Annotated in this window: 26 protein-coding genes; 13 read left to right on the forward strand and 13 right to left on the reverse strand. The window is 55.7% G+C overall.

Annotated elements, in window-relative coordinates:
* The first annotated feature begins 17 nt into the window (after positions 1–17).
* From C162_RS09270 to C162_RS09280, 4 genes are all read left to right on the forward strand, one after another.
* Positions 18–1,181: a response regulator gene (locus tag C162_RS09270; RefSeq protein WP_051493343.1), complete on the forward strand. Its 1,164-nt coding sequence runs from the start codon at positions 18–20 to the stop codon at positions 1,179–1,181.
* A gap of 205 nt (positions 1,182–1,386) precedes the next feature.
* On the forward strand, positions 1,387–1,641 hold the full coding sequence (locus C162_RS09275) for a hypothetical protein (protein ID WP_036693739.1): 255 nt from the start codon (positions 1,387–1,389) through the stop codon (positions 1,639–1,641).
* Positions 1,638–1,814: a hypothetical protein gene (locus C162_RS35930; RefSeq protein ID WP_155991288.1), complete on the forward strand. Its 177-nt coding sequence runs from the start codon at positions 1,638–1,640 to the stop codon at positions 1,812–1,814. Before C162_RS09275 ends, C162_RS35930 begins: the two co-directional genes overlap by 4 nt.
* Positions 1,801–2,163, forward strand: a complete 363-nt coding sequence (locus C162_RS09280) for a hypothetical protein (RefSeq protein ID WP_036693741.1) — start codon at positions 1,801–1,803, stop codon at positions 2,161–2,163. The genes C162_RS35930 and C162_RS09280 overlap by 14 nt, the downstream gene beginning before the upstream one ends.
* 13 nt (positions 2,164–2,176) lie before the next feature.
* Here the strand turns inward: C162_RS09280 and C162_RS09285 are convergent, their stop codons facing one another.
* Positions 2,177–3,493 (reverse strand): ATP-binding protein, encoded by a 1,317-nt coding sequence (locus C162_RS09285; RefSeq protein WP_036693743.1) that lies wholly within the window; start codon positions 3,491–3,493, stop codon positions 2,177–2,179.
* Positions 3,490–4,224 carry a LytR/AlgR family response regulator transcription factor gene (locus C162_RS09290; protein WP_162174451.1) on the reverse strand — a complete coding sequence of 245 codons (735 nt, stop codon included), beginning with the start codon at positions 4,222–4,224 and terminating at the stop codon, positions 3,490–3,492. The genes C162_RS09285 and C162_RS09290 overlap by 4 nt, the downstream gene beginning before the upstream one ends.
* Positions 4,225–4,380: 156 nt before the next feature.
* Between C162_RS09290 and C162_RS09295 the strand changes: the two genes are divergently transcribed.
* From C162_RS09295 to C162_RS09315, 5 genes are all read left to right on the forward strand, one after another.
* A complete protein-coding gene (locus tag C162_RS09295; protein WP_051493344.1) occupies positions 4,381–5,304 on the forward strand; it encodes an ATP-binding cassette domain-containing protein in 924 nt (307 codons plus the stop codon).
* Complete coding sequence (locus tag C162_RS09300; protein ID WP_036693750.1) at positions 5,301–6,098, forward strand: ABC transporter permease; 798 nt, start codon at positions 5,301–5,303, stop codon at positions 6,096–6,098. Before C162_RS09295 ends, C162_RS09300 begins: the two co-directional genes overlap by 4 nt.
* 31 nt (positions 6,099–6,129) lie before the next feature.
* Positions 6,130–7,086 carry a peptide-methionine (S)-S-oxide reductase MsrA gene (msrA, locus tag C162_RS09305; RefSeq protein WP_036693752.1) on the forward strand — a complete coding sequence of 319 codons (957 nt, stop codon included), beginning with the start codon at positions 6,130–6,132 and terminating at the stop codon, positions 7,084–7,086.
* A 74-nt stretch (positions 7,087–7,160) separates the two neighbouring features.
* Positions 7,161–7,892 carry a ZIP family metal transporter gene (locus tag C162_RS09310; RefSeq protein ID WP_036693754.1) on the forward strand — a complete coding sequence of 244 codons (732 nt, stop codon included), beginning with the start codon at positions 7,161–7,163 and terminating at the stop codon, positions 7,890–7,892.
* A gap of 94 nt (positions 7,893–7,986) precedes the next feature.
* Complete coding sequence (locus tag C162_RS09315; protein WP_036693755.1) at positions 7,987–8,286, forward strand: hypothetical protein; 300 nt, start codon at positions 7,987–7,989, stop codon at positions 8,284–8,286.
* Between the two features lie 93 nt (positions 8,287–8,379).
* Here C162_RS09315 and C162_RS09320 read toward each other — a convergent pair whose 3' ends face one another.
* The 4 genes from C162_RS09320 to C162_RS09335 form a co-directional block, all read right to left on the reverse strand.
* A complete protein-coding gene (locus C162_RS09320; protein WP_036693757.1) occupies positions 8,380–9,288 on the reverse strand; it encodes an aldo/keto reductase in 909 nt (302 codons plus the stop codon).
* A gap of 588 nt (positions 9,289–9,876) precedes the next feature.
* Positions 9,877–10,866, reverse strand: coding sequence for an aldo/keto reductase (locus tag C162_RS09325; RefSeq protein WP_036693759.1), 990 nt, complete (start codon positions 10,864–10,866; stop codon positions 9,877–9,879).
* A 95-nt stretch (positions 10,867–10,961) separates the two neighbouring features.
* On the reverse strand, positions 10,962–11,804 hold the full coding sequence (locus C162_RS09330) for an AraC family transcriptional regulator (RefSeq protein WP_036693761.1): 843 nt from the start codon (positions 11,802–11,804) through the stop codon (positions 10,962–10,964).
* Positions 11,805–11,969: 165 nt separating this feature from the next.
* Complete coding sequence (locus C162_RS09335; RefSeq protein WP_051493345.1) at positions 11,970–12,281, reverse strand: (2Fe-2S) ferredoxin domain-containing protein; 312 nt, start codon at positions 12,279–12,281, stop codon at positions 11,970–11,972.
* A gap of 341 nt (positions 12,282–12,622) precedes the next feature.
* Between C162_RS09335 and C162_RS37590 the strand changes: the two genes are divergently transcribed.
* Both C162_RS37590 and C162_RS09345 read left to right on the forward strand, forming a co-directional pair.
* Complete coding sequence (locus C162_RS37590; RefSeq protein ID WP_083677913.1) at positions 12,623–13,498, forward strand: general stress protein; 876 nt, start codon at positions 12,623–12,625, stop codon at positions 13,496–13,498.
* 183 nt (positions 13,499–13,681) lie between these two features.
* Positions 13,682–14,281, forward strand: coding sequence for a hypothetical protein (locus C162_RS09345; RefSeq protein ID WP_036693763.1), 600 nt, complete (start codon positions 13,682–13,684; stop codon positions 14,279–14,281).
* Between the two features lie 95 nt (positions 14,282–14,376).
* Here the strand turns inward: C162_RS09345 and C162_RS09350 are convergent, their stop codons facing one another.
* The gene (locus tag C162_RS09350; protein ID WP_036693765.1) at positions 14,377–15,327 is read right to left on the reverse strand and encodes a DMT family transporter; all 951 of its coding nucleotides are present in this window, start codon (positions 15,325–15,327) and stop codon (positions 14,377–14,379) included.
* Positions 15,328–15,589: 262 nt separating this feature from the next.
* On the opposite strand from C162_RS09350, the gene C162_RS09355 reads away from it, so the two are divergent.
* Together C162_RS09355 and C162_RS09360 are read left to right on the forward strand one after the other, a co-directional pair.
* Positions 15,590–17,014, forward strand: a complete 1,425-nt coding sequence (locus C162_RS09355) for an aminotransferase-like domain-containing protein (protein ID WP_036693766.1) — start codon at positions 15,590–15,592, stop codon at positions 17,012–17,014.
* A gap of 180 nt (positions 17,015–17,194) precedes the next feature.
* Positions 17,195–17,956, forward strand: coding sequence for a hypothetical protein (locus tag C162_RS09360; protein ID WP_162174452.1), 762 nt, complete (start codon positions 17,195–17,197; stop codon positions 17,954–17,956).
* Positions 17,957–18,417: 461 nt separating this feature from the next.
* Here the strand turns inward: C162_RS09360 and cysC are convergent, their stop codons facing one another.
* The 6 genes from cysC to C162_RS09390 all read right to left on the reverse strand — a co-directional run bounded on the left by cysC (position 18,418) and on the right by C162_RS09390 (position 24,358).
* The gene (gene cysC / locus C162_RS09365; protein ID WP_036693767.1) at positions 18,418–18,978 is read right to left on the reverse strand and encodes an adenylyl-sulfate kinase; all 561 of its coding nucleotides are present in this window, start codon (positions 18,976–18,978) and stop codon (positions 18,418–18,420) included.
* Positions 18,978–19,847 carry an STM4011 family radical SAM protein gene (locus C162_RS09370; protein WP_036693768.1) on the reverse strand — a complete coding sequence of 290 codons (870 nt, stop codon included), beginning with the start codon at positions 19,845–19,847 and terminating at the stop codon, positions 18,978–18,980. The genes cysC and C162_RS09370 overlap by 1 nt, the downstream gene beginning before the upstream one ends.
* Positions 19,844–21,202 carry an STM4012 family radical SAM protein gene (locus C162_RS09375; protein WP_036693821.1) on the reverse strand — a complete coding sequence of 453 codons (1,359 nt, stop codon included), beginning with the start codon at positions 21,200–21,202 and terminating at the stop codon, positions 19,844–19,846. The genes C162_RS09370 and C162_RS09375 overlap by 4 nt, the downstream gene beginning before the upstream one ends.
* A 73-nt stretch (positions 21,203–21,275) precedes the next feature.
* Positions 21,276–22,061 (reverse strand): STM4013/SEN3800 family hydrolase, encoded by a 786-nt coding sequence (locus C162_RS09380; RefSeq protein ID WP_036693769.1) that lies wholly within the window; start codon positions 22,059–22,061, stop codon positions 21,276–21,278.
* Positions 22,062–22,076: 15 nt separating this feature from the next.
* Positions 22,077–23,513 (reverse strand): STM4014 family protein, encoded by a 1,437-nt coding sequence (locus C162_RS09385; RefSeq protein ID WP_036693771.1) that lies wholly within the window; start codon positions 23,511–23,513, stop codon positions 22,077–22,079.
* Entirely contained in the window at positions 23,513–24,358 is an 846-nt protein-coding gene (locus tag C162_RS09390) for an STM4015 family protein (RefSeq protein WP_036693773.1), read from the reverse strand. The genes C162_RS09385 and C162_RS09390 overlap by 1 nt, the downstream gene beginning before the upstream one ends.
* Between the last annotated feature and the right edge of the window lie 250 nt (positions 24,359–24,608).

Consider the following 24,608-nt stretch of genomic DNA (forward strand, 5'->3'; position numbering starts at 1 on the left):
AGCGGGAGGGAGGAGATATGCAAGTGAAGGTTATACTGGTCGATGATGAACGGATGATGCATCTGATCCTTAGCACTATGCTGCTTAAACTGCCTGAAGTTGAGCTTGCGGGTACGTTCACAGATACGAAGTCGGCTGCTGCCTTTCTGGTGGAGCACCCGGATGTGGAGCTTGCCTTCGTAGACCTCTCTATGCCGGGAGAAGGCGGCATGGCCTTTGCAGCCAGGCTGGCGGCTGCCGCTTCTCCGGTGCAAATTGTGTTCGTGACCTCACATAAGGAATTTGCCCTGGAGGCTTACGACTTGTCCGTGCTGGATTATTTGGTCAAGCCGGTCTCCCAGGAGCGGCTTGCGCGCACAGTGAACCGGGTGCTTACCCAGCGGCGGGCTGCGCCAGCACGGCTCTCCCCTCAGCCGGAGGTGCAGGCTCCGGCCGGTTCCGGCCGGGTAACGCTCACGATGCTTGGGGATGTTGCCGTCAGCAGCGGGGCAGGCCGGGTCAAATGGACCTCACGTAAATGTGCTGAGCTGTTTGCCTATCTGCTGCTGCTCCGGGGGAAGCGCGTCCCCCGGAGCAGGCTGGTTGCGGATATCTTCGGCGGCATGCATAAGACCAATGCGGAGAGCTATCTTAACACTACCGTCTATCAACTGCGCAAATCTCTGGAGCCGCTGGGCCTGCGGGAAGCCATCCGTTCGGAGAACGACGGGTATGCGCTTGAGCTTCAGGCGCCGGTTATCGACTATCTGCAATTTGAGCAGGAGGCAGCCGCCTTGCACACCATTGAACTCCCGGATATAGAGAGGGCTATGCGTATCGAGCAGCTCTATACAGGGGAGCTGTTCGGCGACAAGGCTTATGTGTGGGCCATCCATGAGACGGAGCGTTATGCGGAATTGTATGCCTCCTTCGTCAAACGGCTGGCCGCAGCGCTCATTGCCAGCCGGGATTCCGCTGCGGCCTCCAAGCTGCTGCTGAAGCTGAACAAGCGGAATCCGCTGGATGAATCGGTGATCCGCAAGCTGATGGCCGTTCACGAACTGGCCGGAGACAAAAAAGGTCTGAATGCCGTCTACACAGACTACGTGCGGCTGCTGAGCCGCGAGCTTGGCATCAAGCCCTCCGGTGACCTAATCTACCTGTATGATTCCCTGGTCCGGCGGATCTCGGAACTCAAATAAGCGCTGTTTCAGCCTTCTCCGGAGGGCCCGGATTACGGGTCTTCCGGTTTTTTTTGCTGCTCAACCCAATCAGAATGGCTGTTGCTAGAGTAGATTAGCTTGAGGGTGATTCTGTTAGAGTGGCGGCAAGGAATTTCGCCAAAAATGTGGACAGGGGTAAAGGCGCGAATCCGTTCCGATTACATTAGGAAATGGGGGGATACAGATGGATTTCAGTGCATTGACTGGCCTTTTCGTGGATAACAATGGTTCGGTCGTGCTGAATGTTCTGTTATCTACTGCCTTGATCTGGAGTATTAAGCAAATTGCGAATAAAGAGAAAGTCATACAGAATTATCAGAAACGCGATGAGGAGAATGAGAAGCAGCTTAGCGAATATAACCGTACGCTCGTGAAGCTGCTGATTGAGAGAGGAACCGCAGAGAGAAAACCTAATGATGAGGAGGTCGTCAACAAGTGAAGCTCCTCGATATCTTTCGCAAGCACGAGCTGAAGCCCAGCCGGGTCAAACGGGAAATTGAGACCCTGGGCCAAATTCAGGAGGCGTATGAATCCAATGATCTAGAGAGGCTTATTGATCTGCACCGCACGGGCTTAGGTAGAAGGGGAGATGATCTGCATGGACATTATTGACTTGATCCTGATTACACTGGAACTGATCGCCTTGATCGCTTTTACCGCGTATGTTATCCGTTACAGCAAATATTTCATCGGACGGGGACCTATGCGCACCTATAATTTGTACCTCCGCAGTGTGTGGGTAACTTATGGGGCAGTAGCACTCCTGTGTCTCAATCTGCTGTGGGGAAGGCTGAACATTATTCTCGGGCTGAACCTGTCCGGCAGCTTATCCGATATCCTGCGGGAGTATGTGCTGGTGCTGACCCTCGTCATGCTTGTATTCGCAGGCTTGATGCACAAGGAGTTATGGGACAGCAACCATAGGCCTAAGCCCCGCAGCGAACGCAAGAAACTGAAGTAGGCCCCATTCCCCATCATTCCCCCTCGGACACTAGTCTTCCGCCGCGTTCATCTCTCTCCATATGAAAAAGCACCAGCTCCAGCTGAAACAGCTGGCCGCTGTAAGCAAGCTGAAACAGCCCGCCGGCCCGCTCCATCGTCTGGCGGATATTCCGCAGTCCGATCCCGTGGGAGCGCTTATCGCTTTTGGTCGTCAGCAGCTCGCCGCCTGGGCCTTGGAGGACAGACCCGGCATACGGATTCTGAATCCGTATAAATAAGCTGTCATTCAGATAATGCATATGGACCGCGATGTACCGTTCTGTTCCCTGTTCCTTGGGGATCAGGCTGACTGCTTCCCGTGCATTGTCAAGGGCATTGCCCAGAATAACGCTGATAACAGCGGTATCGAGCATCAGCCGGGGAGGAAGGCTCAGCTCCAGACGGAGATCTATCTCTGCTGTGAATGCCTCCTGCCGTTTGTAGTCCAGAATGGAGTCAATAACCGGGTTGCCCGTGTTGCAGTAAGCTTGGGCTTGTCCAGTCGAGCCCAGCAGAGCGTCCAGCTCGGCTGTAGAGGCGGCTTCTTCTCCGCTGAGAATTCTGGAGCGCAGGCCCAGCAGAATATGGTTGAAGTCATGGCGGAAGCGGAGAGCTTCCTCCTGAAATTCCCGGTTCCGGTGGTATTGGTTCACATAATAGCTGTTCTGCTGCTCCAGCAGCAGGCGCTGGCTGCGTTCAGACTGCGCGTTCAGCACGCGGTCAATCAGGAGGAAGATCAAGAGATTGATAGCGAGCAGCAAGGCGGGAACAATAGGGAATAACTGCGGATATAGCTGGAAGAAGGGACTGCCGGATAACTTCAGCAATACCGCAATGCTAAGACAAGGACAGAGAAAGACAACAGACCCTAACCATCCGTTTGGCTGGCCCCGGCCCTCGTCTTTCACCAGCCTGCGCAGCAGCAGCACGAGCAATAGCATCAAGAGCTTCGAGAGCAGCAAGCCAAGCCTGTAACCGAAGTCTGTACGCGGCAGAAGAACCGCTGCATCGCTGAGGATAATTACAGCAGAGATAAACACCGCAGCGTATAACCGCCAGGCAAGGCTGCCCCTGTAGAGCAGGGACAGACCCAGGATCAGTCCGATATTAGCAGCCATCAGCAGCAAGCCGGGCAGGGAGCTGTGATGGAGCAGAGCATGAACACCAATATACAGAATATAAAAGGCGGTCAGCCGCAGCCGTGATTCTACACGGCAGGTGAAGAAGCGGCTGAAGAAGAGATGCAGTATGACTGACAGGAGCGGTAGTACAGCGAGATATATGATTTCATCGAGGAGTAAGGAATTCATACCAGCTCCCCCCTGAAATGAAGATAGGCCCTGCGCACAGCGGGGCTATATTTGCTGCTGACCGGCAGCTCACAGCCGGTGGTGAGAATGATTTTTTTGGCGCTGATGGCCTGGATTGAATAGAAGTTCACGATATAGGACTGGTGAATTCTTACGAAATGGCTGGACGCCAGCTTCTGCTCCTCCTCTATTAGCTTCCCGTAGTATTGCAGTGTCCGATCATGAGTAACCAGTGTAATCCGCCGGATGCTGCTCTCCAGATAATGAATGTCCCTGTGAGGAATCCTTAGTTCCTGGTTCTTCAGCTGTACTGCAAGGAAGTTAGTCCGGCCCTGCTGCCGGAGACGGAGGGTCTTATGTATGGCCCGGACCAGCTTCTGCTTGAAGCTCTCCGGCGTTACCGGCTTTTTCATGAACCCCGACGGACGCAAGTCAAACAGCTGCATATGGTATTCTTCATGGCTGGAAATATAGATAAGCTGCACCGGATCATTGCCGTCATCTTCCCTCAGCAGTTGTCCCGCCGCAATGCCGTCCAGACCGCCCAGCTCAATGTCCATCAAGATAATATCGAACTGGCTGCCATCTCGGAGGGCCCGGGCAAAGCTTTCTCCTGAATAATATATGGAAATTTCAATAGGCTCGTTTAAGTGTTCTCCGGTTTCCAGAATCAGGCGCTCGGCCTCTCCGGCTGCGCGGGGCTCATCGTCACACACAGCAATATGAATCATCGGCTTCTCCACCTTTGCATTTATCCCTACATTATACATTTTCATCCTCGAAAACGACATGATCTCGCGTGAATATGACACCTGCGTTAGCGGAGGGAACACCAGATGGTATCGTTAAGCCGTCAACAGATTTGAATGGGAAAAGGAGTGTTTGCTTTGACGGCAACGGTATTTGAGGCTGAGGGCTTATCCAAGGAGTACCCTACAGGAGCGGCGCTGGATCAGCTCTGCATGAGAATTGAGGCGGGGGATGTATACGGCTTCGTGGGGGAGAACGGGGCAGGCAAAACAACGCTGATGAGAATCATCGGCGGTCTGGTGCATCCGACAGCCGGAAGGATGGCCTTATTCGGAGAGCAGAGCAAGGAGAAACAGATTGCGGCCAGACGCCGGATCGGCTTTCTGATTGAACGGCCTTCGCTCTATCCGCATATGAATGCTATGGAGAATCTGGGCTTTTACTGCCGGATCTTCGGCATCAGGGATAAGGGCAGAAGTGCTGAAGTGCTGAAGCTTGTAGGTCTGGATGAGGCGGGACCAAAGAAGGCGGGCGAGTATTCGCTTGGCATGCGCCAGCGGCTGGGAATTGCGGTGGCCCTCCTGAACCGGCCGGAGTTCCTGGTGCTGGATGAGCCGGTGAATGGACTCGACCCTGCGGGAATTGTGGAGGTCAGGCATATCCTGGAGCAACTGTCCCGGGAACAAGGCGTGACTCTGCTGATCTCCAGCCATATTCTGAGTGAGCTGCAGCTGCTGGCCGGTAAATACGGCTTCATTCATCAAGGCCGGCTGATTCAGGAGATTTCGGCTGCTGAACTGCAGCGGTCTGCGCAGGTGATGATCTGTATTACCACATCTTCTCCGGCAGCAGCTGTAGCTGAGATATTGAGGCAGGAGCTAAGTTGCGGGGATATCCGGGTCAAGCAGTCCGGAGAGATCGAGCTTCCCCGCAGCGGGGTAGATCTGGAGCGCCTAATGTCTCTTCTCGTGCAGCGGGAGATTCCGGTTGACGGCTTCCATCTGACGGCGCCCAATCTGGAGCAGTATTATATGGACTTGATCGGGGGCGGCGGAAGATGAGAAACCTCTGGCAGGCTGAAATCTATTATTTGCGTAAGGATCTGGCTTTCAAAAGCGTCACCGCAGTCTTCGCCCTCGCCAGCCTCGCACTTGTTCTAATTCTGGGCAGCAAAGGCGGTTATTCCTTAAGCAGTTATGCAGAGCCGCTCAAGACGGCTGCTTCGTTCTCCATCCTGTTCTATCTGGTCATTCCGCTGCATGCCTGCTTCTTCGCAACCGAAGGCTTCGAGCATGGCTCGGTGCAGAATATTATTGCTGCCGGGCATAGCAAGGCGAAATACTTCACCGGTAAATACGTGCTGGAGCTGCTTGCTGTTCTGGGCTGGCTGCTGGAGTTCTACGGTTTATATTATCTCTTCTCTCTGGCGGCAGCGCTGATCACAGGAGTGCCGGTAGGACATGCCGGATATACAGAGGATCTGGCGGCTGGTCTGACAGCCTTGGGACTGAACCTGCTCTATCTGGCAGCTTATTGTGCAGCAGTCATGATGCTGGGGATGCTGATCCGCAAACCGGCTTCGGCGGTGGTGGCCGCATTCTTCTTCATCTTCGGTAATCTGCTGCTCAGCGGGTATCTCAAGGACGCCTCCTCTGCGGTTCTTCGCGCAGTTTCTGAGCATTCCCTCATGACGCAGATTCTCAAATTCTCGAGGATATATGTGGAGAACTCACAGCTGATCCTGCTCTCGGGGACGGGGGATTATATACGCGCGTTGTGGATTCCCGCAGCTTGGATCTTGCTGTCTCTAACTATCACCCTGACCGTTTTGGAGAAGCGGGATATTCAGATATAATAGGGGAAAAGCATGTAGGGAGGCGGTCTGTTTGACTTCGAATGATGCGCTGCAGCTGGCGACCTTCGCCGGCGGCTGCTTCTGGTGTATGGTCAAGCCGTTCGACGAGCTGCCGGGCATCGTCTCTGTGGTATCAGGTTATACAGGCGGGCATACGGAGAATCCGACCTATGAAGAGGTAGGGTCGGAAACTACCGGGCACCGGGAGGCGGTACAGATTGTCTATGATCCGGAGCTGTTCCCGTATGAACGGCTGCTGGACATCTATTGGCAGCTGATCGATCCGACGGATGACGGCGGACAGTTCATGGACCGGGGGCATTCTTACGCTCCGGCGATCTTTGTTCAGAATGAAGAGCAGCAGAAGCAGGCGGAGCTGTCGAAGGAGAGGCTGAAGGCCAGCAAGCGCTTCAAAGCGCCGATTGTGACGCCCATCCTGCCCGCTGCGCCGTTCTATCCGGCGGAAGCGGAGCATCAGCAATATTATCTGACCCATCCGCTGGATTATAAGCTATATCAGAAGGGCTCGGGCCGTGACGACTTCACAGCGCTGCACTGGAACAGCCGTGAGGACAAGAAGCGGCTGCGGGAGCGGCTTACAGAGCTGCAATATGAGGTCACCCAGAACAAAGGCGCGGAGCCTGCCTACCAGAATGCGTATTGGGACCACTTCGAGGAGGGTCTATACACGGATGTGATCAGCGGTGATCCGCTGTTCAGCTCGGCAGACAAATTCGATTCCGGCACAGGCTGGCCCAGCTTCACGGGTCCGGTGGAAGAGGGGCTGATCCGGCGCGAAGCGGATTATAGCGGCGGGCAGGTGCGGACCGTGCTGCGCAGCAGGCTGAGCGGAGCTTATCTGGGGTATCTGACCTTTGACGGACCGGAGCCGGCGAAGCAGCATTACCATATCTATTCTGCCGCCCTTCAGTTCGTCCCTAAGGCAGAGCTTGAAGACCGGGGGCTGAGACGGTATGTGAGACTCTGAAGCTTAGGTCATATTTATAGCTGCCTTGAGCATATGCTTGATCTATAGTCCTGTCCACAAAAGGGGTTGAAGATTTGGCGGGTGCACTTCTAGGCAGCTTTTTGTCTGCAATGGCAACAGTGCTGGGCGTTATTCCTATTCTGTTCGTAAGGCGGCTGTCTGAGCTGTGGAAGGATGTGCTGGTGGCTTTCACCGCAGGGATCATGGTTTCTGCAAGCACGTTCGGGCTGATGCCGCAGGCCATCAAGGAATCGGGCATTACTGCACTGACTCTGGGGCTGATTACCGGCGTATTGCTGCTTGATCTGATTGAGAGCCATATACCGCATATCGATGTGGAGAATAAGCCCGGCCTCAGCACTCTGGATTCCAAAGCGCTGCTCGTCATGATTGCGCTGTTCATTCATAACATCCCCGAAGGGCTCAGCACAGGCTTCAGCTATGCCAGCGAGCAGACAAGCCTTGGCCCGATGGTGGCGATTGCGATCGGTGCGCAGAATATGCCGGAAGGGCTGATTCTGGCGATCTTCCTCATGAATGCCCGCGCCAGCCGGCGTAAGGCGTTGACGATAGCAGCGTTGACCGGGCTGATGGAGATGGTATCGGCCGTGATCGGGTATTTTACAGCCAGCTATGTACAGAATGTGGTCGGGTACGGTCTGGCATTCGCTGCCGGAGCGATGCTCTTTATTGTGTATAAGGAGCTGATCCCGGAGAGCCATGGTCACGGATATGAACGGCCTTCCACGTATTCGTTTATCTTCGGGCTGCTCGCGATGGTCTATATTACGCAGTTTTTTGGCTAGGCTGCTTCAGCAGCAGTGTTGTTTGCATCTGCCTGCCGCAGCCGCTATACTATAACGCAATCCCCGGTTCCTATGGAGAAGGAGTGGTGACACGATGGTTAGACTGGAATGGGAAGCTGCATTATCCTTCGTACTATTGATTGCTTCATACCTGTGCTTATACGCGGCTATTCAGAAGCGGACGAATTTCGCCCGGTACAGCATGACGGTTCTCCTGATAGCCAGCGGAGCGCCGCTTGCCGTGATGCTGATACTGGAGAGCAGAAGGGAAGCGCTGGATGCCAATATCGGGCTGGGCATGGCGTTCCTGCTGACCTGGCTCATTACCGCAGTGGTATTTGTGGCTGCATTGATTACGTGGATAGTTAAGGCAAGGAAACGCGCTCATAGGTAGAAAATAAGAAGCAAGGCAAAAAAATAAGAAGCTGTCCAGAGACTGTAACGCCTACAGTTTCCGGACAGCTTCTTCTGTTAAGCGTGGGCTGCTCTATACGTGCAGGGTATACCGTCCTGCTTTGCTGGCATCCCGCACAGCTTCAAGCTCAAGTGCAGAGAGCGGCTGCGAGCGGGCAGCTGCCATATTCTGCTGCAGCTGCTCCAGGCTGCTGGCCCCCGGGATGATGGCCGCAACCGCCGGATCGGCCAGCGGATATTGCAGCGCAGTCTGAGTCAGCGTCCGGGTAAGGGTGGTCTGGCTCATCAGCTGTTCATGCAGCGCCGTGAGCTCGGCCTGCGTATAATCCAGATACGCCCGCTGCGCCTTACTATGGCCATGATCGGTCAGAATGCCGCTCGCCAGCGGCCCCCGCGCAATCAGGCTGATGCCCGCGCGGCCCAGCAGCGGAAGAATGCTCTCCTCCGGGCGTCTGTCGAGAATGCTATACTGGCTCATCACGCTGACGATGCCGGAGCGCTGCACATATTCCCGGATCACATTCGGCCGGATGGAGGAGATGCCGTAATGGCGGATAACCCCTTCCCGCTTCAGCTCCTCGAAGGCTTCAATCGTCTCATCGATATCATCCTCCAGCGTTCCTCCGTGCAGCTGATACAAGTCAATATAATCGGTCTGCAACCTGCGCAGACTTTCCTTCACAGCGGAGCGGATATAGGCCTTGGAGGCATCCCAGCTCCAGCTTTCCTGGCCGGGAATTCTGCGGTTGCCCACCTTGGTCGCCAGGATCACGTCAGCGCGGCGGTGCCGGATGGCCTGACCGACAATCTCCTCATTGCGGCCCTCATCGTAGAGGTCGGCAGTATCCAGGAAGTTAATTCCGCGTTCGAGCGCTTCGTGGATAATGGCGGTGGCCTGCGCTTCCTCGGTCCCCAGCGACATGCAGCCAAGCCCCATGACACTTACATGTAAATCAGATTGCCCCAGTCGGTTAGTCTTCATCGGATGTCCTTTCGTTACTCAGTGATGGGTATTAATGGGTACGAATGAGTTCATTATAGCATTCAGGCACACCGTAAGCACTCGGGCGGGATTCCTTCAGGGTTCAACTGGAACAGCCTCAGTCTTTTAATTGTGGTTGGGCGTGATGAGAGCTGGAGTTTTAAAAGGAGTAAAGGAATTGGGAGCAATTGTATGTGGAAAACCGAATACAATGTGTTTGCGTGAAGGTAATCAGGCCCAATGTATGCTAAAAACCGAATACAATGTGCCTGCGCGAAGGTAATGAGGCCCAATGTATGCTAAAAACCGAATACAATGTGCTTGCGCGAAGGTATCAGGCCTAATGTATGCGGTAAACCGAACATAATAGTTTTGGTGGTTCCGTCTTACTGATCCAATCCATATATTTAAATCTTGTGCTGTACTAGTTAGGGTAGGGATATCTGCACAAAAAGAATCCTGCACCACCGCGAGCGGGTGGGCAGGATTTCCGTCATATCTGTGATCTGTGATCTGGGATCTGTAATCTACAATCTGTGATCTGGTATCTGTGAGCTGCAGGTTCAGCAGGTGCAGTATCTGCACGGCTTATCCGCGCAGAATCGTCTCAATCTGCTCAAGCTCTTCTGCGCTTAGCTCAGGCGCATTCAGTGAAGCTACAGCATCCTCGATCTGGCTGATCTTGCTTGCCCCGATCAGTGCAGAGGTCACCTTGCCGCCGCGCAGCACCCAGGATAAGGCGAGCTGGGACATTTTCTGTCCGCGTGCCGCCGCAATTTCGTTCAGCTTGCCAACCTTGGCCAGCACCTCAGGCGTGAGCTCCTTCTCGGAGAGGAACACGCTGGGTCCGGCTGCACGGGAATCGGCTGCGATGCCGTTCAGGTAGCGGTCGGTCAGAATCCCCTTTTGCAGCGGTGAGAAGGCGATGGTGCCAATGCCCTCTTCCTCCAGTACATCCTGCAGGCCGTCTTCGATCCAGCGCGACATCATCGAATAGTTCGGCTGATGGATTAGGCAAGGCGTGCCCAGGCGGCGGAGAATCTGCGCGGCTTCGCGCGCTTCCTCCGGCTTGTAGTTCGAGAGGCCAACATACAGCGCCTTGCCCTGACGGACCAGGAAATCAAGGGCGGACATGGTCTCTTCCAGCGGTGTATTCGGGTCCGGACGGTGGTGGTAGTAGATGTCTACATAATCCAGCCCCATCCGCTGCAGGCTCTGATCCAGACTGGAGACCAGATACTTCCTGGAGCCCCATTCCCCGTACGGGCCAGGCCACATATAATATCCGGCTTTGCTTGAGATGATCAGCTCATCGCGGTAAGGCGCTAGATCCGTCTTCAGCATCCGGCCGAAGCTCTCTTCCGCAGAGCCGGCAGGCGGGCCATAGTTATTGGCCAGATCGAAGTGGGTGATCCCCAGGTCAAATGCCCGGCGGACCATCGCGCGGCCATTCTCATACACATCATTGCCGCCGAAATTATGCCATAGCCCGAGGGAGATGGCCGGAAGCAGCAGGCCGCTGCGTCCGGTGCGGTTATATTTCATCTTGTCATAGCGTTCAGAATTGGCGATATACATATTGGATTCCTCCTAAGTGTAAGTTGTGCTTGACCTCATACCTCCCTAATTGTAGCGGATAAACGCTTTCAATCGTATGTCAGCATGGATGATTTTTATAGCACAATGTCCGTATCCGCATGGCGGAGCCGGTATTCTTTGGGGGAGCAGCCCTTCACCTTCTTGAACATCCGGGAGAATAGCAAGGCGTCCTGATACCCCACCGATTGCGAGATCTCCCCGATGGTGCAGCCGGTCTCTGTCAGCAGCTCGCAGGCCTTGGACATACGGAATTGGAGCAGATATTGCTGCGGCGGCAAGCCGACTGTCCGCTTGAACAGCGCCGACATATATTTGCGGTCCAGCTTCAGGGAGGAGGACAAGCTCTCCATCGTCACATTCTCGGCGTAGTGGGCTTGAAGGTAATGCAGGCACTGCTCGACATAGACACTTCTGCTGCGCGGAGCCGGGCTGTCGGCAGCCGGGATCGTGCGCAGCAGAAGGGAGAAGAACTCATAGAGCATCACCTTCAGCGGCAGATCCAGCAGTTCCCCGCTGCTCCCTGTCTCCGATAACCTGGCGGACAGCGAGGGCATCAGCACCTGGTCCATCGGGAACACCGGCTGCTCGGGAGTAAGCGAAGTCCGTCCCAGCAGATAATTTGCCTCCTCCCCGGTAAAAGCAATCCAGGAATACAGCCAAGGGTTGTCCTGATCTGCGGCATAATGCGTTACCACATGCGGGTAAGTGAGGAAGGCCTGTCCTGCGTTCAATGTATGGGTGGCTTCACCGACGGTTACCGTGCCGGTTCCGGCGTGTATGAAGTGGATTTTGTACAGGCTGCGTACCCCGGGTCCGAACGAATGACCGGGTATACACTGCTCCTGGCCCCAGTAATGCAGATACAGGTCAGGATTGGCCCGGTGGGGGCGATGGGCGTTATATTTGAATACTGTCATGCTTGCAGCCTCATTTCCTAAAAGGATGATGGCACTCCTAATGAACATATACCCCTAGTATACCTCAGAAGGAGGAGCACCGGACAACCGCAAATAGTCCCAGCCCGGGGAGGGGAGGGACCAGGAGTATGAGGCTGAAGGCGGGCAGGCGGGGGACGCTGGGACTCAGGCTTCCATTTTGAGCATAACCAGCTCTTCTACGGGCTGACCGTTCACTAAATGCTCCTCCACGATACGGGCCACATCCTCCGTCGTTACATTGTAATACCAGACCCCGTCCGGATACACGATGACAAAAGGGCCGTTGCCGCATAGGCCGAGACAGCTGGTTTTGTTGATTTTGACCGTTTTGTTGATCCCTTGCTCCACCAGTTGCTCCTTGAATTCCTGCATGACATCCTCTACATCCTGGTTATTGCAGTGCTCACTGCAGCAGAAGAGCAGATGCTTCTTGAGTACCTTCAGACGCATATTCATCGCGGTTTCCCCCTGGATTCTATAAGAGTAGCTTACCTGTTATATGAGGAGTATAGTCTCTTTTGGCCGCGCTGTAAGGAGATTGGAGCATTGTTCCCAAAGGCTTAATAACTGCCACCAATTGGAGAATTCAGTGTGATCTAAGCTGACTTCAAATCACTGAATTTGTGGAAAATGTGTCCGGCAGGCAATTTCCTGTTTCATAAATTTTTTTGCGGAACCCGGCTCAAGATCGAAAGTTACCAGTTTCGCGGAGAAGGGTTTGGTTAAGTAAGGGATGTGAAAGTAAAGCGAGCGTCATTCCAACAACAACCTAAAACAGCTACCAGGAGGGAATCGTTATGAATAAGAAAATTGTAGGTGTGTTCCATGCCGAGCATGAAGCTTCACGGGCCATTGAAGACTTGAAGGTGCACGGCTTTCTGACAGAGGATATCTCAGTGATAGCGAGAAATAAACGCGATGTGGAAGCGATCAATGATGAGACCGGGACGAAGGTGCCGGAGGGTATGGCTTCCGGGGCGGCGACCGGGGGTATCCTTGGCGGTGTAACCGGACTGCTCGCAGGCATCGGCGCTCTGGCAATTCCGGGAATCGGGCCGATTATCGCAGCGGGGCCGATTGCAGCCACCCTGACCGGAGTAGCCGTAGGCGCAGGAACGGGCGGTCTGGTCGGCGGTCTGATCGGATTAGGCATTCCGGAGGATGAAGCCGCGAGCTATGACAACTATGTAGACGAAGGACACATTCTGGTTATGGTGGATGCAGATGTCTCCCGCGAACATGACGTATACACTGTATTCCGCAACCATAATTCGGCAAATGCTGACCGCTATATGAGGGATGCCGGCACTGCGGATACGGCTGCAGATGTGAATGCTCCACGGGACTCCGTAACAGACGCGGTGGATGCGGCGTTCAATGGCTCAGGTCTCGAAGGCAGACATGATACCGGGCTGGACACGATGAATTCAGCCACGGAGCATGATCTCCCGGAGCGAAGCGCAGTCGAGGATATGAAACGGCCGGGAATGACAGGGGATCTGTATTCCGGCACGCGTAACGGCATCGACAAGATGCCGGATCATATAGCCGACCGCAGGCTCCAAGACCGGGAGGAACGGCAGGCACAGGAAGGCACCCGGTCCGGGAGCCTTGCAGATGAAAAGGCGAAGGATGACAGCGAGCTGCTCAGAAACCACGGGCGCATCCGTTAAGTGGCGAATGAACAGCGGATGAAGCAATGAGCATAGAGTGATGAACGGCGTATTAGAGGATAAAAGATAAGGGTTTCCCGAAGTCCTGCCGGACTTTAGGGAGGCCCTTGTTTTTGCGGTGTGGATCGTAGCTTGAATATTTGTTATTTTATAGAAGGGGATAGGAGAAGGAGGCAGGTTCAATTGAGACAATCATACTTTGTGCTCATTTGTGGAATAGTGGTTCTTTCCTTATTAACGGCGGGCTGCAGCAAGGATACACCCCAATATAACGAGCTGTTCACACAGGTAGAGAAGCACCGGGCCGTATTCAAGCAACCGCTTGAAGAAGGGCTTACTACTCTGGGAATGAAGGATGCTGCTCAAGCGTACGATACAACCTTGGGTATACTGATGCTGGACAAGAAACTGACCGTCAATCAAAAAGAATTTATCCAGCAGATGACGGCAGATATCACAAACGGTAAGATTACCGGTTACCGGATCGGGACGGTTTTTCCCAGATCGGACAGCGGGTATGAGGATGCGAGAGAGCTGGTACGTGCTTTCCTGAACCAGTACAAACCAGTGGATGAGGCAGAGGCTGACAAAGTAGAGGAATCACTCCAGTCGATTGACGGGATGACCTTCCCGTTGAAGCCGCTGACAGGGGCAGTAGAAGAATCCTGGACGCACGGCGAGGGTGATGACAAGTTGTTCATCACCTACAGAATGGCGAATAGCTTCGATAGCGATAAGGAATTGCCGCTGAATTTGTATTTCAGCTCAGAAGAGCAGCCGTAGACTTCCATTGGCGTGAAGCCTGTGAAGATAACAGAACAGCCTGCATCCCTTTAAGTTAGGGAGCAGGCTGTTTGTGTTCGGGAGAAGCGCAGCAGCTACTCCTGAACCAGGGGTTCAACGCTTGCTTTTGGCAGAACGGGTATTACTGATTTAGGCTTGAAGAACAGCTGCTTCATTGCGCCAGCATTCACAAGAATGGTTCCGGATATAATCGTGAACACGCCAAGCAGCGTTATCCAGGTGACTGCTTCGTTATAGAACAGGAAGCCTACCCCGACGGCAATCGGCGGCGAGATATACAGCCAGGTGGACGGGAAAACCGGATTCGTCTTGGAGACGAGCCAGTAGAACAGCGTGTGTCCAACCATGGAGCCGACAACGGTCAGGTAGAGCAGGGAACCTGCAGTTTTGAAAGACAACAAGAAGGACGGATGCATCGGCTCTGTGAACAGAGAGATGATGAACAGCAGCGCCCCGCCGTACATCATCTGGGCTGCGTTCAGAGCCACGGGGGACTCGGCGGAGAAGGTGGTGATTACTTTTTTGGAATAGATCGCCCCCGCCGCGTAACAGAGTTCCCCAATCAGCACCACCACACAGCCGATCAGCCAGAGCGGAGTGACGTCATCCGCCAGGCTGGGCAGCACCAGCAGCAGGACTCCAGTGAACCCGATGATACAGCCGAGCAGGGAGTAGGCGGGAGCTTTTTGGCGCAGGAAGGCCGTCTGCATCAGCAGAATCATCATCGGTCCGGTAGCTGACAATACGGCAGCAAGCCCGGAGGATACATATTGTTCCGCCCAGTAGAGCGCGGCGAAGGTGCCGAAGGTCAGGGCTGCTCCCGTGAGCAGCATTTCCTTGCGCAGCAGCAGGGAGAAGCGGGCTTTGCCCTTAAGAACCATGAACAGGAATAGCACCGCACCCGCCACGAAAAAACGCAGTCCCGCAGAGAAGAAGGGCGGCGCTCCGGCGTCTACGCCGATTTTGATGGCCAGGAAGGTAGTGCCGAAGATCAGACAGACAAGTGAATAAGCTAACAGAATCATGGTTCAGTTCCCCTTTGTGGTGGTAATGTGGCAGCGTCTTAAAGATTTCAGTTAATCATATCCTTATAGACACAGAACAGTTTGAAGATAGTAGAACAGTTGCGGAGGGGAATGCTGTACAATAGGGCAAAGAGAAGTTAGCGGCGGGGCGTGCGGGGATGTGTAGGAGCCGGCAAGCGTCAGCTGGAGCCGTGTCGAGTGAATATGGAGCGATGGAGCGGGGCGACCCCGGTATAGGTTGCAGAGAGGCGGTAGTTTTTTGATGGAAAAAATAGCGGGTGCCGGGCAGAATAATCCCTTATTCCGCCAAGTCTATGAGTTCATGCTGAACCGGATGGAGCGCGGGGAGTGGAAGACTGGTGATAAACTGCCTTCGATCCGGCTGCTGGCGGAGGAGCTGGGGGTTCACCGGCTGACAGTGTTCAAGGCCTACCGGGCGCTGGCCGAGAGCGGCAAGCTGTATGTCAAAGACAAATCCGGTTATTATGTGGCGCCGGACAGCAGGCTTAACCCTCCGGCGGACGAAGGGACGGCAGTGCCCGGATATATGGTCAGGAGCCCGATGTCCGATATTCAACGTATGCCCGTAGTGTACCAGTTCTCTCAGGCATTGGTTGATCCGGGACTGCTGCCGAACCTGTTCCTGTCCGATTATGTCAAAAAAGTATTCGATCTCTACCCGAGGGTCATGGGCACCTACGCCTCCGTACAGGGGGATGAAGAGCTGCGCGTTACGCTGAGCAGCCATTTCGAGGAACGTTATAGGCTCCAGCTGTCGGCCCGGGAGCTGTTGATTACCTCAGGCGCCCAACAGGCAATCAATCTGATTGCCGGAATCATGCTCGGCCCGATGGATGTTGTGCTGGTGGAGCGGCCTACGTATAGTGTGGCGCTGGATATTTTCAAGCGGGCAGGGGCACGGCTGGTAGCCGTGGAGATCTCGGCGCAGGGCTATGATCTGGCGGCGGTGGAGGAGCTGATGCGCAAGGCTAAGCCGCGGATGTTCTACATCAACCCGACCCATCATAACCCGACGGGGTATACGGTTCCTGCGAAGCAGCGTAAGCTCCTGGTGGAGCTTGCGGAGCGCTACCGCTGCCTGCTCGTTGAGGATGATCCGTTCCGTGATATGTACTTCGGGGAAGAGCCGCCCGCACCGTTCTTCGCCTATGATACGGAGGGCTGGGTCATTTATATCAGCAGCTTCAGCAAATATGTGGCTCCCGGCCTGCGGATCTGCGCGGTGGCCTGCCGTTACCCGTTCATGGAACGGCTGATCGCGGCCAAGTCCTTGGCGGACAACGGGACGCCGCTGCTGAATCAGAAGATTTTCCTGCATTATTACACATCGCCGCGGTTACAGCAGCATCTCGGCAAGCTGCGGATTGCCCTGCAGGTGCACAAGGAGATTATGGAGGAGGAGCTCGCGGCCACCGGCTGGGAATGGACCACTCCGCAGGGCGGCCTCAATCTGTGGGTCAAGCTGCCGGACAGTGTTCCGGTAACTCAGCTGCTGGCCCGTTGCCTGGAGCAGTCCATCTCCTTCGTTCCCGGTGAGCTCTGTGATCCGCTGGGGGAGATGAAGTCCTGGCTGCGTCTTAGCTATTCTTTTGCCAGTGAAGCATTACTGCGCGAGGGAATGCAGCGGCTCACCGCCATTGCGCGGGAGATTGAGGCGGGGGAGTAGCCAGAGAGATAGATAACATAACGGGAATAGGTAACGGGAAAGACGGTAACAGCTGATAGTTGCAGCTACATCTCTATTAGGTATGCTTAGCGAGTAACTGCGGCTATTTTGCTAGAATGGGACTTTTTGGTTTGTAGAGTAACCTTTCTCTGGGAATTTCCGTCTGAGGGTTATGGGAGCGTGATGATGATGGTAACGGGAAGGAAAATACGGAGCGCCTGGCTGACGGCTCTCTGTGCGCTAATTGTCTTCATGACACTGCTGACTGTGCGCCCGCAGGTAACCTATGCCTGTTCTTGTGTTGTGTCTCCTTCGCCGCTGGAGGCAATGGAGAAGAGTACGGCTGTTTTTGAGGGAACGGTAGTCTCCATTCAAGAGAAATTTATAATTATGCAGTCCAGCGCTGATCCGGTGCGTGTAACCTTTCAAGTGGGAGCCCGGTGGAAGGGTGAAGTGGGGGAGAAGGTGACTGTAACTACCGCACAGTCGGGGGATAGCTGCGGCTTTGAATTCGCCAAGGGTGAACGCTACATCGTATATGCAGGCGCAGAGGAAGCGGAGGGTGCGGGAGGGACCGCTAAGCTTACAGTCAGCTTGTGCAGCCGGACGGCATTCTTCTCTGGTGCGGAGGAGGACTTGAAGGAGCTTGGCGCCGGAATATCAGGGGGCTCGCCCACGGAGCCGCCCGGGATCGCTGATGATCCAGGGGCGGTCTCTGGAAACCATCCAACATCAACAAACCCTCCAGCTTCTGAAAATAACGCAACAACTGAAAGTAATCCAACAACTGAAAGTAATCCAACAACTGAAAATAATCCAACGGCCGTGCCTGAAACAAACTCTGCATCTTGGCTGCTATACGCTGGAGCGGGTGCCGGAATCGCAGTTCTTGGAGCCGCCGTATTGATTCTCCTGCGCGGCCAATCTAACTCGCATAAGTAATTAGGAGTGGATTAATAAGGCGATACTACCTACACTATTGTGCTTGGTTTTTCGTATACATTGGGTTTGATTACCCTCGTAGCAGCAATTGTGTTCGGTTTATCACATACAATTTGTCCCAATGTGCCCCCGAATTCAGCAGACGCGGGCTAAATGAGCGAATGAGGAGCATTAGTGCCCCTGAATTCAGCGGACGCGGGCAAAATGAGCAAATGAGGAGCATAAGTGCCCCTGAATTCAGCGGACGCGGGCTAAATGAGCGAATGAGGAGCACTAGTGCCCCTGAATTCAGCGGACGCGGGCAAAATGAGCAAATGAGGAGCATTAGTGCCCCTGAATCCAGCGGATATGCGTTAAACGATCAAATGAGGAGCATTAGTGCCCCTGAATTCAGCGGACGCGGGCTAAATAAACAAAGGAGGGGCATTAACACCCCTCCTTATTTCGTCTGCTCTATTCCATCAGAGCCGATAAAGCCGATGCTCCGTGAGCCAGCTGATCAGCTCTTCCATGCATTGCTCCGCTGTACGCTCCGCAGTGTGCAGCGTCAGCTCCGGGTCAGCCGGAGCTTCATAAGGATCGGAGATCCCGGTGAAGGCCGGGAGCTCACCGGAGCGGGCCTTGGCGTACAGCCCTTTGACATCCCGCGCTTCGCAGACGGGGAGCGGGCAGTCCACATAGACCTCGACGAAGCCCGGCAATTCCTGCCGGGCATAGCTGCGCATCTCGGCATAAGGGCTGATTACCGAGACTACGGTAATCACGCCATGCCGGTTCAGCATCCCGGCGAGGTAGACCGCCCTGCGGATGTTCTCGAACCGGTCCTCGCGGCTGAAGCCGAGTCCCCGTCCCAGGCTGCGCCGCAGCTCATCGCCGTCCAGCCATTCCACCGCCTGCCCCTGCTCCCGGAGCCGGTCTGTAAGCAGCGCGGCAAGCGTAGACTTGCCCGCCCCCGACAGACCGGTAAGCCATATCGTTAACCCGGCAGAGGTCTTGGGTACTTGTAGCCTACCAGTAGTCATTACTCTGTCCTCCCTGCGCCGTAAGGAATCCGCTCCAGCAGGCCGGAGCCGTAGATCTGCTCCAGGCCCAGCTCGGGCATATGAATATAGCCGATATAGCAGTCGCAGATCTTCATGCGGCAGCTCCGCTGGGCAGCCAGTCCCTCCAGGCCGTCACGGTAGAGGTTGCCGATGACCGCTCGGTCCTTGTAGCAGCGCTTTACCAGGCCGGGGCCTTGCACGTAGAATACGCTGCTGCCGGCATTACAGCTGGCGCCGAGGCTGTCGTAGTTCAGCGCATTAATCTGGAAATGCGGGTCTATGCCGCTCAGGAAGCTTATATCCTCCGCCGTATAATAATCCCGTTTATCCTTGTAGGCGTTCACCCACAAATAGACATCCTCCGGCAAGGCCGCACGCAGCGAGGCGATAGCCGGGAAGGCACTATGCACCCCCACACTGCCCACACTGAAAGGAATGCCCTGCAGGTATACCTGCATACACTGTGCCAGGAACTTGTCCTTGCTTACCTGACCCGGATGATAGGTCGCCCAGAAGGCTGCCTTGGCCGGATTCAGTTCAGCGGTGAAATCAAGCCGGGCCGACAGATTGGTCTGGATGGCGACCTTGTCCACATGCTCCATATGGGACAGCGTAATCAGCGCCTCCCGGTACCAGCGGTGCGTTAAGCCTTCGCCATACGGATTGAAAAAGATAGACAGGCGGTGGCCTGCTGCCCCCTGCTCCGCCACCCAGCGGACGAAGGTCTCAAGACCTGCGCGGTCTTTGGCGAGGGTGGCGGCGCTGTCTTTGGTTTTGCCGAAGGGGCAGTACGGACAGTCATAGTTACAGGAGGAGAGGGAACCGCGGTAGTAGAGGACTGCCTTCATGGCAGGACGAACTCCTTCATCTGCTCGCGGATCTCACCGGAGATGAACCAGTCACCGATGGAGTCAGAGTACCCCAGCCCATCTGGAGTCAGCCGCAGAATGCCCTCATCATCCGTGGCGAACCCGCTCTGTACCAACAGGCCAAGCTCGGGGTGATCTTCCCATAGCGTAGTCCCGAACCGCTGGTTATAATCCGCAATCGTCAGCCCTTCGCTGTGCAGGATTGCTTTTAGAATGAACCGGCGTTTCTGCTCGTCCAGGCTCAGGACGATGCCATAATCGGCTGTATCATAACGCTCTGTGGCAACATAATCCGCGATAATGCTCTCCGTGGCCTTGCGGCTGACGCCATAGCGGGAGGCATAATGCACATTCCGGGTATAGGACCGCGCGCCGCAGCCGAGACCGACCATCCCTTCCTCCTGACAGCTGTAGTCGAGAATATCTTTGCCGGTTCCGGCATCTTCTTTGGCGAATCTGCGCATGGAGTATTGGCGGTAGCCACGCTCTGCCAGCACTGCACGTGCTGCTTCATAGCATTCATGACGGATATCCAGCTGGTTCACCAGATCGCCCGGCTTCACAATGGTATGCTCACGGGTGTAGAGCGGATAGAGGAAGATCTCCTCCGGTTCATGCCGCAGCGCTTGGTTCAGCGAATAGAGCCAAGAGTCCACTGTCTGCCCTGGGAGTCCGTAGATCAGATCCAGATTAAGAATGGGAAAATCAAACTGCCCTAGCAGCTCCAGCGCACGGTACACCACCTCCGGGTCCTGCGGGCGGTAGATCGCAGCCGACTCGGCGGCCACGAAGCTCTGGATGCCCATGCTGACGCGGTCCACGGTATGCTCCTTCAGAATCGTCAGCTTCTCCTCCGTCAGCGTCTCGGGTGAGGTTTCCACAGAGATAGAGGTGGTTCTAAGATCAACCCCCATGATATCCGTTGCAATCCTGAACAACCGGTTCAGTTGGGCGGGAGCGAGAAGACTGGGCGTCCCGCCGCCGATGGCGAAGCGCGCGTAAGGCTTGTGACGGGTGAAGGCTGCCCACTGCCGGGCCTGCCGTTCCAGCGCATCCACGTATTCGGCGTGCACATTCGCTCTTTTATCAGGCAGCGTGAACAGGTTGCAGAAGCCGCAGCGCGCGCCGCAGAACGGAATATGCATATATAAGAAAAAACTCTCCGCAGGCTCATCCCGCCACAGCTCCTCTAAAGGAAGGGGGAACGCGAACTCGCGGTAAGCGGTTTTGTGCGGATAGGAATAGAGATAATTGCGGTAAGGATGGGCCGTGATCTGCTCCGTCCATTGCTGAAGCTCCCCAGCGGAGAAGGGAGGGTGTCCGTCTTGGTTCATGTGATGCAGAGATTGCCGGATGGACGTCATACGTTCTCCTTCCTTGTGCGGGATCGAAATTTCAGTTCAATGCTTATAAAATAAATTCCCGGTACGGAACATTCCATACCGTGTCATGCGCCAGCCGGTGGCCCTGATAGCCGTCCTCGCCGTAAGCCGTACCGTGATCGGAAAAAGCCAGACAGAATACCGGATTGCCCCGCTTCCGGAACGCATCGAACAGACGCCCAAGCTCCCCGTCGGCATAACGCAGCGCTGCACGCTGGCTGTCCACCGAATCCTTGCGGGCGCCCGGCAGGAACATATGGTTCGGGCCATGGATCGCTGACACGTTCATGAACAGGAACAGCCGCTGGTCCAGCGGGGTGTTGCCGAGCAGCTTGAGCGCGTGATTCACCTGGTGCTCCGTCGAGCGCGGGTTCGTGACCCCGAAGGTCATCCGCCAGTAGCTCTGCTGGAAATAACCGGGGAGGACGCGGGCGAGGGGCACTTTTTTGCTGAAAAAGATGACGCCCCCGATACACACCGTCTGATAACCCGCTGCAGCCAGCCCCGACACCATATCCGGTGTATCGAACAGCCAGGTGTGGGGATGGGTCTTCATCCCGGTATTCTTGGAGTGGAACAGCCGCACATGCTCAGCCTTATTCGTGTCAGCCGGAGTGGGCAGGAAGCCGCCGAAGAAGGCGTGATGAGCCGCATAAGTGAAGCTGCCGGGAGTATGCCGCTGTTCCCAGGAGCCGCTGCCGCACAGATTGGGGCAATTCGCCTCCTCCAGCACAGCCGCATCGTAGCGCAGAGTATCGAGTGTAATCATTAATATATCGTGGGTGCCGACAATGGCATTCATATCGGTCATGGGGCCGGATTCCTCCTAAGGCAGCTGCTTCATTTCCCATTCGTAGGTGCTGCAGCCTTGGTATTCAATATCGTACAACAAGTCGCCAAAAGGATTCACATCCGCCGTATACGTCTGCCCGGTGCTTCCAACCAGCACATCGATGCCCGCGACGGAACAGTTCGGAAAAGCGGCCAGCGAAGCCTCCGCTGTCCGGCGCACCTCAGCCTGCTGCGCCTCGCTCAGTCCGGCCTCCGCCGGAGTCATCCGCTGGCTGCGCAGATGCAGATTCGTAATCGGTGTGGTGCTCACCCTGGCGACAGCGTGGCAGGCTTCTCCAGCGACAACCAGCTGGCGGATGTCGAAGGAATGCCCATCCCTGCCGGGCTTCGGAATCCACTGCTCGGCATAGGCGCCGTGGCGGTAGAGCCAGTTAATGATGCCGGTAAGGCGGGCAGAATCTGTATAGCGCTGCAGCTTGCTGGAATTATAATACACCGGGGGCCGGGTGATATAGCTCTCGACCCCGATGGTAGTGACCGCTGACTCAGCTCCCGTGGCCGGGTTCAGCTGATAAGCAATCACGCCGGAAGCGGCGGAGCCGCTGGCCAGCTTGATGAATACGCGGTGCATCCGCTGCGACAGCATCAGCTCGCGCAGGGAGGCGTAGTCCACGGGGACTTGTCCGCCGCTGCCGCGAAGCGGCCGGGGAACAGAGACGCCGGACTCGGCGAGAATCTGCTGGGTCCGGCGCTTGTCCGTCATGGCTGCGATCTCCGCCGGATCGTTGGTCCAGCGGGAGGCGGGCAGCAGCTGCCCGGCCTCCTGCCTGATCCGCGCCAGCAGGCGGCAGTAGCCGCGGAACCATTGGGACGGGTGATGCAGCACACCGGGCAGGTCCTTCAGGGCGGAGGCCGCTTTGAAGCTTAGCGGCCGCAGGTCCGGCTGCTGCCCGAACGGGTGCAGCGAGTCGTTCGCGTCCGGTGCATCGGGTGCGCCCAGCGCGATAAGCGCCCGCTCCAGCGCGAAGCTGCCGCCGGGGGACTCCAGCCGCAGCAGCGGCGGGCACGCTGCGGACCCCGGCACAGCAGGCACGCTGAAGCTGCCGCCTGGAGAATCCGGCCGCAGGTGCTGCGCTTCCGCTGCGGGTCCCGGCGCGGAGTGCCCGCCGCTCCGGCGGTCCGTTGTAGCCGGCTGTGCCGGAACCGGCGTCCCGTTCAGCGCTGGCGAACTCAGCCCCGGCGGTTCCGGAATTGTGCCCCGAAGCTGCCGGCTCACCTGTTCCGGCAGCCAGGCTGCCTGCTGCTGCACAGCCAGCGTAAGCAGATCAGCCAGCGGCTGGTTCTCCAGCAGCCCGGCGTAGGGAATCAGCAGCGCCGGGGGCATCCCGAGACGCGAACGCGCCTGCTGGATACCGGCCGAGCGCCGGTCGCCGGGCTGGCAGAAGACAATCAGCGGTGCTGCGGGCTGCATTATTCTGTGATCGACGGATAACGCCAGTCATCATCGTCATCGGCTTGCTGCTGGTCGCTGACATCGACCGGCAAGCCGCTGTTCTTCAGACGCAGCATCATCTCGTCAGACATGAAGTGATGGCTCAGATTGAGCTGCTTCAGTCCCTTGACCCGCTCGCTGGCTAGCAGCGCCTCTGCGCCGGTGTCGCTAAGCGTTCCCAGTGACATATCGAGGGTATGGAGCTGGTCCAGAATCGGCGCATCCGCCAGGGCTGCGGCAATTTCGTCCTGGATCTCACTGTTTTTGAGTCCAAGATAGGTTAGCTTAGGGAATTTCCCAAGCTCGATCAGCGGCAGAAGGTCCTCCAGCCCGCCGTCGAAGCCGTAATTGTCCACCCCAAGATAGAGTTCGAGCTTCTGCAGGTTAGGCAGAGTGGAACCGGCGATATCCGCCAGCATATCCTTGCCGAGTCCGCCTGTAATAATAATCAGTTCTTCGAGCTTGTCGTGCTGCAGCTGGCTTAGCCGCAGACTGGTACCGCCCTGGATCGTCAATGACTGAAGCTCCGGATAGGCAGGGAGCAGCGGGGAGAGGTCACTCTGGGTAATCCACGAGATTTCACATTCCTCGTAGCTCATTTCCCCGATGAACAGCTTGCGCAGTGCCGGGAAGCTTGCGCTATACTTCACTAGCGCCTCGGCAACCTCCTCCGAGCTGTTTTCGTAGGCTTGTCCCCAATCGCCAATTGTAAGGCTGGTCAGGCTGGCGGCTTCAGGGCTTCCGCTTAAGCGTTCAATCTCCGTTACCATCCGCTTGCCTTCTTCATATCCATCATAATCAATACTGAGCTTCACTGCTGTCATGAACAATCCCTCCCAGAAAATAGTACCTTCCAAATCACCCTAACATGCAGGGAGAGGGAGAGTCAAATAGCAGAGGAACAAGTGTCCCTATTTGCCCGTTAACTCCTGTAACCACGGGGGTATGCGGGCCAAATGTAATTGAAAAACAGGCATGACAAGACAGAGGCCTTGTCACCCCCAGGAATGAAAATAAGTGGGTGGCATCCGTCGCAACCATTCTAAATGAGGCTGTAGTCGTCAACACTACATA

The sequence above is a fragment of the Paenibacillus sp. FSL R7-269 genome, from assembly GCF_000517865.1.
In the GTDB taxonomy this organism is placed as follows: Bacteria; Bacillota; Bacilli; order Paenibacillales; family Paenibacillaceae; genus Paenibacillus_AQ.